Source organism: Bordetella tumulicola (assembly GCF_965138755.1).
GTDB classification, from domain to species: Bacteria; Pseudomonadota; Gammaproteobacteria; order Burkholderiales; family Burkholderiaceae_B; genus Bordetella_A; species Bordetella_A tumulicola.
In genome coordinates this window covers 111,857-125,659 of the sequence record NZ_CBCSFP010000010.1, presented here as the reverse complement: position 1 = coordinate 125,659, position 13,803 = coordinate 111,857, and the positions used below count along the sequence as shown (strand labels likewise).

Genomic DNA, 13,803 nt, shown 5'->3' with positions numbered 1-13,803 from the left:
GAGAGTGATATACTTATGGATTAAGGCACGCGCCGAAATCTCGTCCCTTGTTTTGCGTGCCCGCCTCAGGTGGCCGCACATGCTTTTTGACCCGACACGAACTACGACCGGAAACTTTCCTCCCATGCTGCGTTAGTTTTACCAAGCGTCGGGTTCCATGTCAGGTAGACGACAGGCCCCAAACTAGCAATCAGACGAAACGCGGCGAATAGCCGCGTTTGTTGTTTTTCCCCCAGGAAATTTCGATGGTACAGATCACATTGCCCGATGGTTCACAGCGCCAGTTCCCGGCTCCCGTTACGGTGGCCGAGGTCGCGCAATCCATCGGCGCCGGGCTGGCCAAGGCCGCGCTGGGTGGTCGTATAACGCTGCCAGGCAGTGAGGCAAGGCTGGTCGATACCAGTTTTCGCATTGATCAGGACGCTCAGTTGGCCATCGTCACGTCAAAAGACGCTGACGGCCTGGAGCTAATTCGTCATTCCACCGCGCACCTGCTGGCGTATGCCGTCAAATCGCTGTTTCCGGATGCGCAGGTCACGATTGGTCCTGTCATCGATAACGGCTTTTACTACGACTTTTCGTACAAGCGGCCTTTCACGCCCGAGGATCTGATCGCCATCGAGAAGAAAATGGCCGAGTTGGTCCGCAGGGACGAAGTCGTAACGCGCGAAGAATGGACGCGTGACGACGCCGTGGCTTTTTTCAAAAGCATCGGCGAGGCCTACAAGGCCGAGATCATTGCGTCGATTCCGTCCAACGAAACCCTCAGCCTCTATCGCGAGGGCGACTTTATCGATCTGTGTCGCGGGCCGCACGTGCCCTCGACGGGCAAGCTCAAGGTCTTCAAGCTGATGAAGGTGGCGGGCGCGTATTGGCGCGGCGACAGCAATAACGAGATGCTTCAGCGCATCTACGGTACTGCCTGGGCCACCAAAGACGAGCAAGACGCCTATTTGCATATGCTCGAAGAAGCCGAGCGTCGCGATCACCGCAAGATCGGCCGCGATCTGGATTTGTTCCATTTCCAGGACGAGGCGCCAGGCCTGATTTTCTGGCACCCCAAGGGTTGGGCGCTGTGGCAACAAGTCGAGCAATACATGCGTGCCGTGTATCGCGACAATGGCTATCAGGAAGTCAAGGCGCCACAGATCCTGGACATTTCGCTCTGGAAGAAGACCGGTCACTGGGATAACTATCGTGAAAATATGTTCACGACTGAATCCGAAAACCGGGTCTACGGTCTCAAGCCGATGAATTGTCCGGGTCATGTGCAGATTTTCAACGCCGGCTTGCATTCGTATCGCGAGCTGCCGCTGCGCTACGGCGAGTTTGGTCAGTGCCACCGCAATGAGCCTTCCGGTTCGCTGCACGGCATGATGCGGGTGCGGGGTTTTACGCAAGACGACGGCCACATTTTCTGTACTGAAGATCAATTGCAGGATGAGTGCGCCGATTTCACGGCCTTGTTGCAAAGGGTCTACCGTGATTTTGGGTTCACCGAGGTCCTCTACAAGGTCGCGACGCGTCCCGAAAAACGTATCGGCACGGACGAAGTCTGGGACAAGGCCGAAACCGCCTTGATGGAAAGCCTGCGCCGTACGGGATGTGAGTTCGAAGTCTCGCCGGGCGAGGGGGCCTTTTATGGCCCCAAGATCGAGTACACACTGAAAGACGCGATCGGTCGCCATTGGCAGTGCGGCACCATCCAGGTCGATTTCTCCATGCCGGTTCGCCTGGGCGCGGAATACGTCGATGCCCAGGATCAACGCCGTCCGCCGGTCATGTTGCACCGGGCGATCCTGGGGTCGCTGGAGCGTTTTATCGGCATGCTGATCGAAAACCATGCGGGCGCCATGCCGCCCTGGCTGGCTCCGGTGCAGGCCGTCGTGTGTTGTATTTCTGAGCCTTCGGCTGATTATGCCGCGCAAATTTCGCAAAACCTTAAAAAACAAGGCTTTAGGGTTGAGTCTGATTTGCGTGGTGAAAAAATCACCCGTAAAATTCGCGAGCACAGCCTGCAAAAAGTGCCGTACATCCTTGTCGTGGGCGACAAGGAAAAACAAAATGGCACTGTTGCGGTGCGCGGTCTAGGGGGATTGGACCTTGGCGTGATTTCGCTCGAGGCATTTTCCAACCGCTTGGCCCAAGACGTCGAGGCTCGTCGAGACGTCGTTAAAACCGAAAGCAGTGCTGCTTAAAATCTTTTAGGAGTTGTCAACATCGCCACTGAAAAAGCCAATCGCATCAACGGTGAGATCCGTGTTCCCGAGGTGCGCCTGATAGGTCTGGACGGAGAACAGCTGGGCATCGTCAAGCTTGCCGACGCGTTCAACCTTTCCGAACAAGCCAACGTGGATTTGGTCGAAATCGCGCCCAACGCGGATCCTCCAGTCTGCCGTTTGATGGACTACGGCAAGTTCAAGTACCAGGAACAAAAGCGACAAGCCGAAGCCCGCTCCAAGCAAAAGGTCATCCAGGTCAAGGAAGTCAAATTCCGTCCGGCGACCGACGAGGGCGACTATCAGGTCAAACTGCGCAATCTGCGCCGTTTCCTCGAAGAGGGCGACAAGGCCAAAGTCACGCTGCGGTTCCGCGGCCGTGAAATGGCTCACCAAGAGCTGGGTATGCGCGTACTGGAACGTGTGCGCGACGATCTGACCGAATTGGCACAGGTCGAAGCCATGCCCAAGCTCGAAGGACGCCAGATGGTCATGGTGCTTGCCCCGCGCAAGAAGGTCGTTCCTGGCAAGGACGCCGCAGGTTGACTGTGGTGATTTGAACATGACTGGTCACGTGCTGAGTGGCCGGTCATGTCGCCCATAAACAATCATCATGCCGTCCGGCGTGGGCGGGTCATTTGCGCTACGATGGCGGTTTGGCACGCGACGTGATTCGCGTGCGACCGGGATATCACGATGCATGTCTTATTCGTTATTGACCCCCTGCCGCGCCTGAAGGCCTACAAGGACTCTTCGGTTGCCATGATGCGTGCGCTGGTTGCACGCGGTCATACGCTAAGCGTGGCTCTGCAGGGTGATTTATTTATTGATGCTGGCGTGGTGCTGGCGCGCAGTACCGCGATCGAGCTTGTCGACGGCGCCGATTTGCATGGACACGACTGGTGGCGCGATACCAGCGATGCCCAAGACATCCCGTTGCCTCGCTTTGATGCCGTCATCATGCGCAAGGACCCTCCGTTCGATATGGAGTACGTCTATTCGACGCATATGCTCGAGTACGCGCAGGCCCAAGGGGCCAAGGTATTCAACGATGCGGCGGCGATCCGTAACCACCCGGAAAAGCTGGCCATCACCGAATTCGCGGATCTGGCAGCCCCCACGCTGGTGACGCGTGATATGGCGCGCATCAAGGCCTTTCACGACAAGCATCAAGACGTCATCGTCAAGCCGCTCGATGGCATGGGCGGTACAGGCATCTTTCGATTGCGGGCCGCCGAGCCTAATTTGAATGCCATCCTCGAGACACTCACCGACAATGGCGAGCGCACCATCATGGCGCAGCGCTATATTCCCGAGATTGTCCAGGGCGATAAACGTATTTTGCTGATTGGTGGCGAGGCCGTGCCGTATGTGCTGGCCCGCATTCCGCTGGCAGGCGAAACGCGGGGCAATCTAGCGGCGGGCGGCCGTGGCGTGGCGCAGCCTCTCTCGGCACGTGACAGCGAGATCGCGGCCCAAGTCGCCCCCAAGCTGGCGGCACGCGGACTGCTCTTGGTGGGGCTGGACGTGATCGGTGACTATGTGACCGAGGTGAATGTCACCAGTCCGACCTGTTTTGTCGAAATCGCAGAGCAGACCGGTTTTGACGTGGCCGATATGTTTGCGGCCGCGCTCGAACGTGCGGTGGCATAGAGGCCAGACCATGACCGGTATTGTCATCGTGGTGCACGCGCCGTTGGGCGATGCCATGCGCGAGTTTGCGGCTCATGTGTTGGGCGAGGCGGGCCGCCAGATGGCTGTGCACGACATTCAGCCCGATGACATGCCCGACGAGCGAGTCCCTGATGTGTTGCGCGATATTCGCGAGGCGGACGAGGGGCAGGGGGTGTTGGTGCTGACCGATCTGATCGGTGCCACGCCTGCAAATATCGCCAAACGTGCCGTGTCCGAGGCGCAGTCATTGGGTACACAATGCTGTGTCGTAGCGGGCCTGAATACGTCGATGCTGTTGCGTGCCTTGACTTCACGTGATCAGGGCTTGGCCGATACTCGCGCCAAGGCCCTGGCGGGCGGCGTGCAAGGTTGTTTGCAGGTGGACTGAACTGACCAATTTCTATGCCTATTTCTGAGATCACCATTTCCAATAAGCTGGGCTTGCATGCTCGCGCCGCGGCAAAGCTCACACAATTGGCGAGTAAATTCGGCAGCGAGATTTTCATCTCGCGTGACGCAAAACGCGTCAATGCCAAGAGCATTATGGGCGTTATGATGTTGGCGGCAGGCCAGGGCGTGACGGTGCGCCTGGATGCTTCGGGCGACGATGCCGATCAGGCTCTCGCTGAAATTCAGAACTTGTTCGATAGCAAATTCGGTGAGCACGAATAACTCCAGTCTGGAATGCCCCCCGGCTGCGACGTCTGACGCAGCCAATGATGCGGTCGTCGCGTTACAGGGCAAGGGCGTCGCACGCGGATACGCGATCGGGCGCGCCGTGGTCATGGGGGCTGCCTCTCTCGAGGTGGCTCACTATCGTATTTCGCCGCAGGATGTCGATGCGGAGAGCGACCGCCTGACTCAGGCGTTGATCTCGGCCCAGACCGATTTGCAGCAAATGGCGGATTGCCTGCCGGCGGATGCGCCGCGCGAATTGGGCGCCATGCTGAATGTGCATTGTCTGCTGCTGGCCGATCCTTTGCTGGCCGAACAGACGCGCGCCCTGATCAAGGACCGCCATTACAACGCAGAGTGGGCCTTGGCCGCACAGGGGCAGATCCTCGGCGAACAATTTGACGCCATGGAGGACGAGTACCTGCGTGAGCGCGGATCGGACGTACGGCAAGTCATCGAGCGCGTGCTGCGGGTATTGTCAGGCAGCACGGCGATGTTGGCCGATGTCAGCGCCCTGGAGGGCAATGACCCGCTGATCGTGGTTGCGCATGACATTTCCCCAGCGGATATGGTGCGGTTGCGTGGGGGACGGTTTTCAGCCTTTGTCACCGACTTGGGTGGACCGACTTCGCATACGGCCATCGTGGCGCGCAGTATGGGTGTGCCCGCCGTGGTGGCCCTGGGTCAGGTACGCGAGTTGGTGCGTGACGGCGATACCGTGGTGGTCGATGGTGCGACCGGGGTTGTGTTGGTCAATCCGTCGCCGGGCATGCTGCAGGAATACCGTGACCGTCAGGTGACCTACGCCGCCGAGCGCGCCGAGTTGGCATTGTTGCGAGACGAGCCGGCCGTGACGCTCGATGGCATCGATATCATCCTGAATGCCAATATCGAACTGCCCGACGAGGCCGCCGGTGCCCTGGCGGCCGGAGCACAGGGTATTGGCCTGTTCCGCAGCGAGTTTTTATTTATGGGGCGCCGCAGGCTCCCCGACGAAGAAGAGCAATACCAGGCTTACGCCTCGGTGGTGCGGACCATGGCGGGACGTCCCGTCACGATCCGCACGCTGGATATCGGTGCCGACAAGACGCTCGATGATGAGGCCACGGTCGCAATGAATCCGGCCCTGGGTCTGCGCGCGATTCGCTATTGCCTGGCGCATCCCGACATGTTTGCTACGCAACTGCGCGCGATTTTGCGTGCATCTGCGCACGGCCATGTGCGTTTGCTGCTACCCATGGTGGCGCATATGCACGAGGTCAAGGCGGCATTTGCCGCGATTGATTCCGCACGTCGCGAGCTGGATGCCCGCGGGCAAGCGTACGCGCCTCGCATCGAGATCGGCGCCATGGTCGAGGTCCCGGCGATCGCGATCGCAATTGAGCCCTTTGCGGAGGCGCTGGATTTTCTGTCTATCGGCACGAACGATTTGATCCAGTACACCCTGGCGGTCGACCGGGGCGATCATGATGTCGCGTCGCTATACGACCCTATGCACCCTGCGGTGCTACGCCTGATCGCCAATACGATCAACGTGGGTGCGCGCATGGGCACGCCTGTGGCGGTATGTGGCGAAATGGCCGGCGATGCCCGCCTGACGCGCTTGCTGTTGGGCCTGGGGTTGACGGAGTTCTCCATGCACGCCCAGCAGGTACTGGACGTCAAACGCGAGATTCTCCGGGCCCATAGCAATGATCTGCGCATCAAGGTCGCGACGGCGCTTAATCGCGCTCTCAGGGTGGATCTGGACCTGCTGGATCAAGGCTAGCCGATCAATTATCGCGTTGCAAAAAAGCAAATGGCGGCCTTTTTTTGCGATGCAGCAATTGTTGATCGCACAATTGTATTGTGCTGCAACATTGCCGGGGGTAAGATCATTCTGCGTGGTTCCCTTTCATTCTTCTCAAGGAGTAGGTCATGGAAGTTTCCACCCGCAGGGCTGCAGGGCCGGGCAAACCGGCAAGCGAAACGGCAAGCCGCTGGCGTACTTTCAAAAATGGCGTGATGCATTTCCTGGAATCATTCGGAGAATTGCGGCATGACATGGACGAGGCCCGCCACACCCATTTCAACGTTTCCGCCTTTCACGACAAGCGCCGCTAGTCGTTCCGCAGCAAGCCAGCCAAAATGCCAGCGCACGCGCTGGCATTTTTGTTGTCCGCCGGTAATGACGCGACTCAGGCAAAATACGCTTTTGTCATGATATTTTGTGCAAACGCCGACACGCGTTTACCAGGATTTTCTTTCATACCTAGCGGATTTCCTTATGCCCAAATCTCTATTCCGTCTGGCCGTACTCGCCGCCACTATCGCGCCGTTGCTGTCTTGGTCAGCTCGTGCCGAAGTCGTGATCGGGGTGGATATCTCCTCGACTGGACCTGCTGCTGCGATTGGTATTCAAACCAATAATGCCATCCGGTTATGGCCGGCGACGCTAGGGGGCGAGCCCGCGCGCTATATCGTGCTCGATGATGGTACTGACGTGAGCCGCGCCGTCAAAAACTTCCGCAAGCTGACATCAGAAGACAAGGTGGATGCTATTGTCGGCCCGAATATCACCGCGTCGGCGCTAGCGGGCCTGGATGTATTGGCCGAAACGGGCACTCCCATGGTCGCTCTGGCCGCATCGGCCGTGATTGTCGAGCCTGCTGATGATCCGAAGCGCCGTTGGGCCTTCAAAATGCCCCAAAACGACTCGCTGATGGCCTCTGCGTTGGTGCAGGATATGCGCAGCAAGGGTATCAAGAATGTCGCGTTTATCGGGTTTGCCGACTCGTACGGCGATAGCTGGCTGGCCGAGTTCTCCAAAGCGGCGAACGGCGATCCCAAGATAGTGGCGCAAGAGCGCTTTCAGCGCACGGATGCGTCAGTCATGGGACAAGCGCTCAAGGCCATCGCCGCCAAGCCCGATGCGGTCTTGATCGCAGGCTCGGGCACGCCGGCGGCTTTACCCCAGAAAACGCTGCTTGAGCGTGGTTACAAAGGTCTCATTTATCAAACCCATGGCATCGGTACCCTCGAGTTTCTGCAGGTCGGTGGCAAGGACGTCAACGGCACACTGTTTCCCACGGGGCCGGGGGTGGTGGCCCGCGAGCTACCGGACAGCAATCCCGTTAAATCGGTTGCGGTGGCGTTTGCAGACAAGTACGAAGCCCAATACGGTCCGAACAGCCTGACGCAGTTTGCGGGCGATGCCTATGGGGCGTGGATGTTGCTGGACTCCGCCGTGGGCCGTGCCCTCAAAACCGGCGCCAAGCCCGGCACGCCGGCGTTCCGGACGGCGCTGCGGGACGCCCTCGAAAGCACCACCAATCTAATTGTGCCCAATGGTGTACTAAATATTACGAAATCCGATCACCAGGGGTTTGATGAGCGTGCACGGGTCATGGGCGTGATTCGCGACGGGCGTTTTTCCTACGCACAGTAATCCACGGTTTTCATAGGGGCTGGCTCGTTTTTAGCGCGGCAGTCCGGCCCTTTTTAAGCCAGGACGCGGAGCGATTTTTTCGCTACCGCGTTTTTTTTGTCTTTGTGCTCAGATGGCGTTGAGCCCGTGGCTATTCTTTTGCCACTATATGTTTTGTGGTGAAATGATCAACTAACGTACTATTTCTTGTGAAGTAGTTCAGTCCATAATCATTTGATAGGGAGTCTCGCATGGCACGCGTTCTAAACATGACAAAGTGGGCCGTTTTGGCACTGAGTCTTGGGTTGATGGCGGCATGCTCAGATTCAGAGTCCGACAGTTCCGCCACCAAACCTTCGGCAGCGAACAACCCGCCCGCGGAGCAAAGCACGCTAGAGGCCGCAAAAGCCGCCGGGAAAATTCGTATCGGCTACGCCAATGAGGCGCCTTACGCGTATCTGGATACCAGTACCAACCAGATTACCGGTGAAGCGGTGGAAATCGCGCGGGTCGTACTCAAGCGTATGGGTATCAACGAAGTCGAAGGTGTGTTGACCGAGTTTGGTTCGCTGATCCCGGGTTTGCAAGCCAAGCGCTTCGACATCATTGCCGCGGGTATGTATGTCACTCCCGAACGCTGCCAGCAGGCGGCTTTCTCGAATCCGACTTATGGCGTCGGTGAGTCGTTCCTGGTTCAACAGGGCAATCCCAAGCAACTGCATAGCTACGAAGACGTCGCTAAAAATGACGACATCAAATTGGGTGTCGTGGTGGGCGCCATCGAAAGCGAGTACGCCCGCAAGATGGATATCCCGCTTGATCGCGTTGTCGTCTTTCCGGATGTCGTGAGTGCGTTGTCCGGCGTGCAGGCGGGCCGTGCCGATGCGTATGCCGCCACGGCGATGACGGTGAATGATCTGATGAAAAAGTCGGCTACCGCGGATCTCGAAAAGGCTGAGCCTTTTACCGATCCTGTGATTGATGGCAAGAGCGTGCGCGGCTACGGGGCGTTTGCTTTTCGAAAGGACGATCAGGAATTTGTAGACGCCTTCAATGCCGAGTTGGCCAAGTTCATCGGCACCGAAGAGCATGCCAAGGTCGTTCAACCTTTCGGTTTTACCGAGAGTGAATTGCCAGGGGACGTGACGGCGGCCAAGCTGTGCGGCGCGGACGCGCAGGCCGGTAGCCAATAAGGCGTGGCCAACTCAATGGAAGCGTTTGCGGCGCTACTTCCCCCACTGCTTGACGGATTGTGGATGACGTTGCGTATTACGGCGGGGGCGGCGTTGCTGGCCGTTCCGTTAGCATTGGCCGCCGGATTAGCGCGTTTATCATCACATCGCGCCGTCAGCGGTCTGGCGTTGGTCTATGTCGAGGTGTTCCGGGGAACCTCTGCGCTTGTGCAGCTGTTCTGGTTCTATTACGTCCTGCCACTGTTCGGCCTGAGATTGCCGGCGATCACCGTGGGGATTGTGGTGCTGGCGGCAAATGCTGGAGCCTACGGCGCCGAGGTCGTGCGCGGCGCCATCCTGGCGGTGGCGCAGGGCCAGCGAGAGGCGGCCGTGGCGCTGAATATGACGTCCGCCCAATCCTTGCGGCGGATTGTGCTGCCACAGGCGTTCCCTGCGATGCTCCCGCCGGCGGGCAATCTGCTGATCGAACTATTAAAAAATACGGCGTTGGTGTCGTTGATTACGATTACCGATCTGACGTTTCGTGGTCAGATGCTGCGTGCCGAGACGCTGCGCACGACTGAGATATTCCTGATGCTGCTGCTGCTTTACTTTGCCGTGGCGCTGTTGATCACGGCGGGTATCCGCTTGTTAGAGCGGAGGTTCCGAGTCCGATGAGTCCGATTTTTGATTGGGCATTTGCCTGGGAAATTCTGCCCACATTGGGATCGGCGCTGATCATCACGGTACAGGCAACGATATTGGGCATGTCGCTGGCCATCGTGCTAGGGTTGGTCCTGGCTATGCTGCGGCGCATGCCGTCGCGCTGGATCTCGGCGCCGGTGTCCCTGGTGATTGAGTTCGTACGCAGCACGCCTTTGCTGGTGCAGATGTATTTTTTATTTTATGTGCTGCCACAAAGCGGGATGCGGCTTTCCCCGCTTACCACCGGTATCCTGGCGTTGGGTGTGCACTATGCCGCGTATTGTGCAGAGGTGTATCGCGCTGGCATCGAAGCCGTCCCGCGTGGGCAAGTCGAGGCGGCGACGGCGCTGAATCTTTCGGCCTGGCGCACAGCGGTCGGCGTCGTGTTGCCGCAGGCGATCCCGCCCGTCGTGCCTGCGTTGGGCAACTATCTGGTCGCCATGTTCAAAGACACGCCATTGTTGTCGGCCATCACGGTGGTTGAGTTGCTGCAACAAAGCAAGATCATCGGGTCCGCGACGTTTCGCTACACCGAGCCATTGACGTTGGTCGGCGTGTTGTTTTTGCTGCTGAGCCTGTTCGCTGCGTGGGGCGTTCGCCGCCTGGAAGCCTGGCTGAAAAAATTCGGAGGATCACGATGAGTGCGAGCATTCGCCTGAATCAACTGTGTAAGCGCTATGGCGAGCTGGAGGTGTTGCGCGGCATCGATCTGGAGATCCCCGCGGGGCAGACTGTGTCGATCATCGGCCCGTCGGGGTCGGGAAAATCGACGCTATTGCGCCTGTTGATGACACTGGATCGGCCCACCAGCGGCGAGATCCTGATCGATGATGAGTCCATGTGGGTCGACGCGCAAGGCCGTGTCCAAGGTCCGAATTCCGCGCACGTGCGACGCGTACGCGGCAAGATCGGCATGGTGTTTCAGCACTTCAATCTATTCCCGCACAAGACCGCGCTGGGCAACGTCATGGAGGCACCGATCCATGTCTCGGGTTTGTCGCGTGACGAGGCCACTCAGCGGGCTCGCGAATATCTGGATCTGGTCGGATTAGGCGACAAGTTCGACGCCTATCCGGCGCAACTCTCGGGCGGACAAAAGCAACGTGTGGGGATCGCTCGCGCGTTGGCGATGCATCCGGAAATCATGTTGTTCGACGAGGTCACGTCTGCTCTCGATCCGGAGCTGGTCGGCGGGATTTTGCAGATATTGCGCGACCTCGCGGCCAAGCGCACGATGACGATGATTATCGTCACCCATCAGATGGGTTTTGCGGAACAAAGCTCGGATCGAACCTTGTTTTTCGATCAGGGCAACATTGTCGAGGATGCGGAATCCGCTGTGTTGTTCTCCAAACCCAAGGAAGAACGCACACAGCAGTTTCTGCAGTCCGTGATCGAAGCGGTATGAGGGTGGTCTGACGCGGATCTGAGGACGTCTGAGGGGAGCGGACGTATGACCGTTATCTCCCCCGACCTCTAGGTAGTGATCTGCGCGTAGGCCTGTTGCAGACCGGTATGCAGCGCCTGAGCAAAATCCGCGCGGTTGGGATCGAGTTCGGACATCAATCGCGCAAGTACGACGTTGTCTTCTTCGCCGTGCCAGATCTTGACGTAGGTGCCGGTCTTATAGCCGTTCTCCTGGCGAAACAGATTCAGTACGTTTTTGGATACGTATTGCGTAAAGGTGTCCTGCCAGCTTAGCTCGCAGCGCGTCATCGTTTGCGCTAGCGTTTTATAGCTGGCGCGGCCACACACGGCCAGGCCACCGATCAATTCCAGCAATTGCGGTACATCTAGTTCGGCCAGTCGATACTTTTGGCCATCCAGCGCAATGGTATCGGACGATGTCAGATCGGCCATCAGCAGGCGTGTGGCTTCGGCGGCGGAACCTGCGGCCGAAACGAGCGTGTGCGACAAATAAAAATGCAGAATGTCGATCAGCTCCATCTGCACCTGGGGCAAGTCGATCGTTTGTTTCTTCCACCATTTCCAGCCGTGGTGCTCCAGCGCTTCGGCGGACTCGACAAAGGCCGCTCGCAGGAAACGCGCACCACCATTGACCCAGTCAGGGTTGATGATGCTGTTGAGGCGGTCTTGCAGGGTCAGCATCGTTGCTGCCTGAGCAGCGGTCAATCCGGCTGGGGTGTTGCTCACGTTCGCTCCGTCAAATCAATAGGCAAGGGTGCCATGGGTCCGAAATGTTAGCACCAAGTGGTATTAACGCCGGGGCTTCTTGCCGATGGGCGGGACCGCCAAGGGAGAAAACTTGGCCAGGGGTTTGTCTTGCTTTTTTCCCACGGCACGGCTGCCCTTGAACAACATGTACGCACACACAAACAAAAAGACAACGGGAATCAGGCTGTCCGTATCAAGGGCGTTGTTATTAGTCGCGGTGAGCAGCTTGCTGATCGCACTCCAGAGGGCAATGGCACCGGCGATTTTCAGGCCAAATGACAAGGTACGATTAGCGCTGCGCGAGGCCAGCGTGGCGGTTTCGGGATCCTGGTCGTCTGTCGTCGTCTCTTGCCGTGACGGTTTGCGAGATGAGGGCGGGGGGGCTGCGTCCGGGATCGGCATATACGAATACACCGACTCCGGCGAGTCGACGATCTCTGCCGTTTTTTGTTTGTTCAGCAGACCTCCGAAGCCTTTGCGCGGCGACACTTCGCCAGGCGTGTGGCCAGCCGGACTATTCAGCCTCTGGATATAGCGTACGAAATCGCCGTCTTTAGGTTCGCCATCAGTGGTCATGAAACACATCCTGTAAAAAAACCGACGGAAGGATCCGTGCGGTATCTTAACGCCTGTCGCTTGTGGCATGCTCCAGGCGAGGCGGCGCCGGGGCGCCACGATGATTCTTAGCGTAACCGTTCTGACAAGATGGATTCAATTACACAAGCCGTGCTGGGCGCGGGTATTCAAGGGGCACTGCTGGGGCGTAGCCAGGGTCGCAAGGCCTTGCTGTACGGCGGCCTGCTGGCCACCTTGCCGGATATGGACGTCCTGGTGCGCTATGCCGATCCGGTCTCCCAGATGACGTTTCATCGGGGATTTTCCCATTCAGTGTTCGTCTTGTCGGCGCTGGCCATCATATTGACGTGGTTGATACGCAAAAAGTGGCCAGAAGCCCCCTACAGTGGCAGGCGATTGTTTCTCACGCTCTGGCTAGTACTGGTGACGCATCCCGTGCTGGATGCGTTCACGGTGTATGGCACCCAGCTATTTTGGCCGTTGGCGCGTATCCCCGAGAGTTGGTCGGCGGTATTCATTATCGACCCGTTCTACACCGTGCCCCTGGCGCTGGCGGTGCTGGCCACTATGGTGGTGGGATGCACGCCGCGCGCCAGGGTGGCGCTGACGGCCGCGCTCGTATTCAGTACGGCGTATCTTGGAGTATCGCTGGTGGGCCGTTGGCATGCTGAAGACCGGGTAGAGCAGGAGCTACGTCAGCAGGGCGTACAGCCGACGGCGTTGTTGGCGACGCCCATGCCGTTCAATACCTTGCTGTGGCGGGTGTTGGCCAAAGATGACGCGGGAAACTACTACGAGGCTGTCAGCGGATGGCTCGACAATGGTCCCCCAGAAATGCTGCGCCTACCCCTGAATTTGCCGGTAGCAGAGGCATTAAATGGTGTGCCGTTGCACGATCGTCTACGCTGGTTCACCAATGATTGGCTGCGTTATGACGCGCTCGATAATAAATTGGTGGTGACGGATTTGCGTATGGGTGTCGCGGGGTACTACACCTTTCGTTTCGTCATGGCCGAGCGTGGCAACGATGCAATCTGGCACGCCGTGACACCGTATCGCTGGCCCAGTGAACGAGGGAGCTGGGGGCAAATGCAGATGATGCTGGCGCGGATTTTTGATAGCGGAGTACCGTTACCGTTGGCCGATTGGGCCGCGTACGCGACACAGCCCGTGCTGGCAGGAGAGTAACGTGGGATATGAC

15 protein-coding genes are annotated in these 13,803 nt (G+C 58.3%); 13 read left to right on the top strand and 2 right to left on the bottom strand.

Going from position 1 to position 13,803, the window contains the following annotated elements:
* Positions 1 to 245: 245 nt before the first annotated feature.
* From thrS to ehuA, 12 genes are all read left to right on the top strand, one after another.
* Positions 246 to 2,198 carry a threonine--tRNA ligase gene (thrS, locus tag ACNAZS_RS20785; protein ID WP_415792410.1) on the top strand — a complete coding sequence of 651 codons (1,953 nt, stop codon included), beginning with the start codon at positions 246 to 248 and terminating at the stop codon, positions 2,196 to 2,198.
* 21 nt (positions 2,199 to 2,219) lie between these two features.
* Complete coding sequence (gene infC, locus ACNAZS_RS20780) at positions 2,220 to 2,765, top strand: translation initiation factor IF-3 (RefSeq protein ID WP_415792509.1); 546 nt, start codon at positions 2,220 to 2,222, stop codon at positions 2,763 to 2,765.
* A gap of 150 nt (positions 2,766 to 2,915) precedes the next feature.
* Positions 2,916 to 3,872 carry a glutathione synthase gene (gshB, locus tag ACNAZS_RS20775; protein WP_415792409.1) on the top strand — a complete coding sequence of 319 codons (957 nt, stop codon included), beginning with the start codon at positions 2,916 to 2,918 and terminating at the stop codon, positions 3,870 to 3,872.
* Between the two features lie 10 nt (positions 3,873 to 3,882).
* The gene (locus tag ACNAZS_RS20770) at positions 3,883 to 4,281 is read left to right on the top strand and encodes a PTS sugar transporter subunit IIA (protein WP_415792408.1); all 399 of its coding nucleotides are present in this window, start codon (positions 3,883 to 3,885) and stop codon (positions 4,279 to 4,281) included.
* Positions 4,282 to 4,295: 14 nt separating this feature from the next.
* A complete protein-coding gene (locus ACNAZS_RS20765) occupies positions 4,296 to 4,565 on the top strand; it encodes an HPr family phosphocarrier protein (protein WP_415792407.1) in 270 nt (89 codons plus the stop codon).
* Positions 4,501 to 6,336, top strand: a complete 1,836-nt coding sequence (gene ptsP, locus ACNAZS_RS20760) for a phosphoenolpyruvate--protein phosphotransferase (protein ID WP_415792406.1) — start codon at positions 4,501 to 4,503, stop codon at positions 6,334 to 6,336. Before ACNAZS_RS20765 ends, ptsP begins: the two co-directional genes overlap by 65 nt.
* A gap of 149 nt (positions 6,337 to 6,485) precedes the next feature.
* Positions 6,486 to 6,671, top strand: coding sequence for a hypothetical protein (locus tag ACNAZS_RS20755; RefSeq protein WP_415792405.1), 186 nt, complete (start codon positions 6,486 to 6,488; stop codon positions 6,669 to 6,671).
* 163 nt (positions 6,672 to 6,834) lie between these two features.
* A complete protein-coding gene (locus ACNAZS_RS20750; protein ID WP_415792404.1) occupies positions 6,835 to 7,995 on the top strand; it encodes an ABC transporter substrate-binding protein in 1,161 nt (386 codons plus the stop codon).
* A 230-nt stretch (positions 7,996 to 8,225) separates the two neighbouring features.
* On the top strand, positions 8,226 to 9,167 hold the full coding sequence (gene ehuB / locus ACNAZS_RS20745) for an ectoine/hydroxyectoine ABC transporter substrate-binding protein EhuB (protein WP_415792403.1): 942 nt from the start codon (positions 8,226 to 8,228) through the stop codon (positions 9,165 to 9,167).
* Positions 9,168 to 9,182: 15 nt separating this feature from the next.
* On the top strand, positions 9,183 to 9,824 hold the full coding sequence (gene ehuC, locus ACNAZS_RS20740) for an ectoine/hydroxyectoine ABC transporter permease subunit EhuC (RefSeq protein WP_415792402.1): 642 nt from the start codon (positions 9,183 to 9,185) through the stop codon (positions 9,822 to 9,824).
* The gene (gene ehuD, locus ACNAZS_RS20735; protein WP_415792401.1) at positions 9,821 to 10,492 is read left to right on the top strand and encodes an ectoine/hydroxyectoine ABC transporter permease subunit EhuD; all 672 of its coding nucleotides are present in this window, start codon (positions 9,821 to 9,823) and stop codon (positions 10,490 to 10,492) included. The genes ehuC and ehuD overlap by 4 nt, the downstream gene beginning before the upstream one ends.
* Complete coding sequence (gene ehuA, locus ACNAZS_RS20730) at positions 10,489 to 11,259, top strand: ectoine/hydroxyectoine ABC transporter ATP-binding protein EhuA (protein ID WP_415792400.1); 771 nt, start codon at positions 10,489 to 10,491, stop codon at positions 11,257 to 11,259. The genes ehuD and ehuA overlap by 4 nt, the downstream gene beginning before the upstream one ends.
* 68 nt (positions 11,260 to 11,327) lie before the next feature.
* Here ehuA and ACNAZS_RS20725 read toward each other — a convergent pair whose 3' ends face one another.
* On the bottom strand, positions 11,328 to 12,005 hold the full coding sequence (locus ACNAZS_RS20725) for a dUTP diphosphatase (protein ID WP_415792399.1): 678 nt from the start codon (positions 12,003 to 12,005) through the stop codon (positions 11,328 to 11,330).
* 63 nt (positions 12,006 to 12,068) lie between these two features.
* Complete coding sequence (locus tag ACNAZS_RS20720) at positions 12,069 to 12,602, bottom strand: hypothetical protein (protein ID WP_415792398.1); 534 nt, start codon at positions 12,600 to 12,602, stop codon at positions 12,069 to 12,071.
* Positions 12,603 to 12,731: 129 nt separating this feature from the next.
* Here ACNAZS_RS20720 and ACNAZS_RS20715 point away from each other — a divergent pair, with 129 nt between their 5' ends.
* Positions 12,732 to 13,790 carry a metal-dependent hydrolase gene (locus ACNAZS_RS20715; protein WP_415792397.1) on the top strand — a complete coding sequence of 353 codons (1,059 nt, stop codon included), beginning with the start codon at positions 12,732 to 12,734 and terminating at the stop codon, positions 13,788 to 13,790.
* Positions 13,791 to 13,803: the final 13 nt, after the last annotated feature.

Coding starts and splice junctions, on each gene's coding strand:
- thrS (WP_415792410.1), top strand. CDS start 246: ATGGTACAGATCACATTGCCCGATGGTTCACAGCGCCAGTTCCCGGCT.
- gshB (WP_415792409.1), top strand. CDS start 2,916: ATGCATGTCTTATTCGTTATTGACCCCCTGCCGCGCCTGAAGGCCTAC.
- ACNAZS_RS20770 (WP_415792408.1), top strand. CDS start 3,883: ATGACCGGTATTGTCATCGTGGTGCACGCGCCGTTGGGCGATGCCATG.
- ACNAZS_RS20765 (WP_415792407.1), top strand. CDS start 4,296: ATGCCTATTTCTGAGATCACCATTTCCAATAAGCTGGGCTTGCATGCT.
- ptsP (WP_415792406.1), top strand. CDS start 4,501: ATGCCGATCAGGCTCTCGCTGAAATTCAGAACTTGTTCGATAGCAAAT.
- ACNAZS_RS20755 (WP_415792405.1), top strand. CDS start 6,486: ATGGAAGTTTCCACCCGCAGGGCTGCAGGGCCGGGCAAACCGGCAAGC.
- ACNAZS_RS20750 (WP_415792404.1), top strand. CDS start 6,835: ATGCCCAAATCTCTATTCCGTCTGGCCGTACTCGCCGCCACTATCGCG.
- ehuB (WP_415792403.1), top strand. CDS start 8,226: ATGGCACGCGTTCTAAACATGACAAAGTGGGCCGTTTTGGCACTGAGT.
- ehuC (WP_415792402.1), top strand. CDS start 9,183: ATGGAAGCGTTTGCGGCGCTACTTCCCCCACTGCTTGACGGATTGTGG.
- ehuD (WP_415792401.1), top strand. CDS start 9,821: ATGAGTCCGATTTTTGATTGGGCATTTGCCTGGGAAATTCTGCCCACA.
- ehuA (WP_415792400.1), top strand. CDS start 10,489: ATGAGTGCGAGCATTCGCCTGAATCAACTGTGTAAGCGCTATGGCGAG.
- ACNAZS_RS20720 (WP_415792398.1), bottom strand. CDS start 12,602: ATGACCACTGATGGCGAACCTAAAGACGGCGATTTCGTACGCTATATC.
- ACNAZS_RS20715 (WP_415792397.1), top strand. CDS start 12,732: ATGGATTCAATTACACAAGCCGTGCTGGGCGCGGGTATTCAAGGGGCA.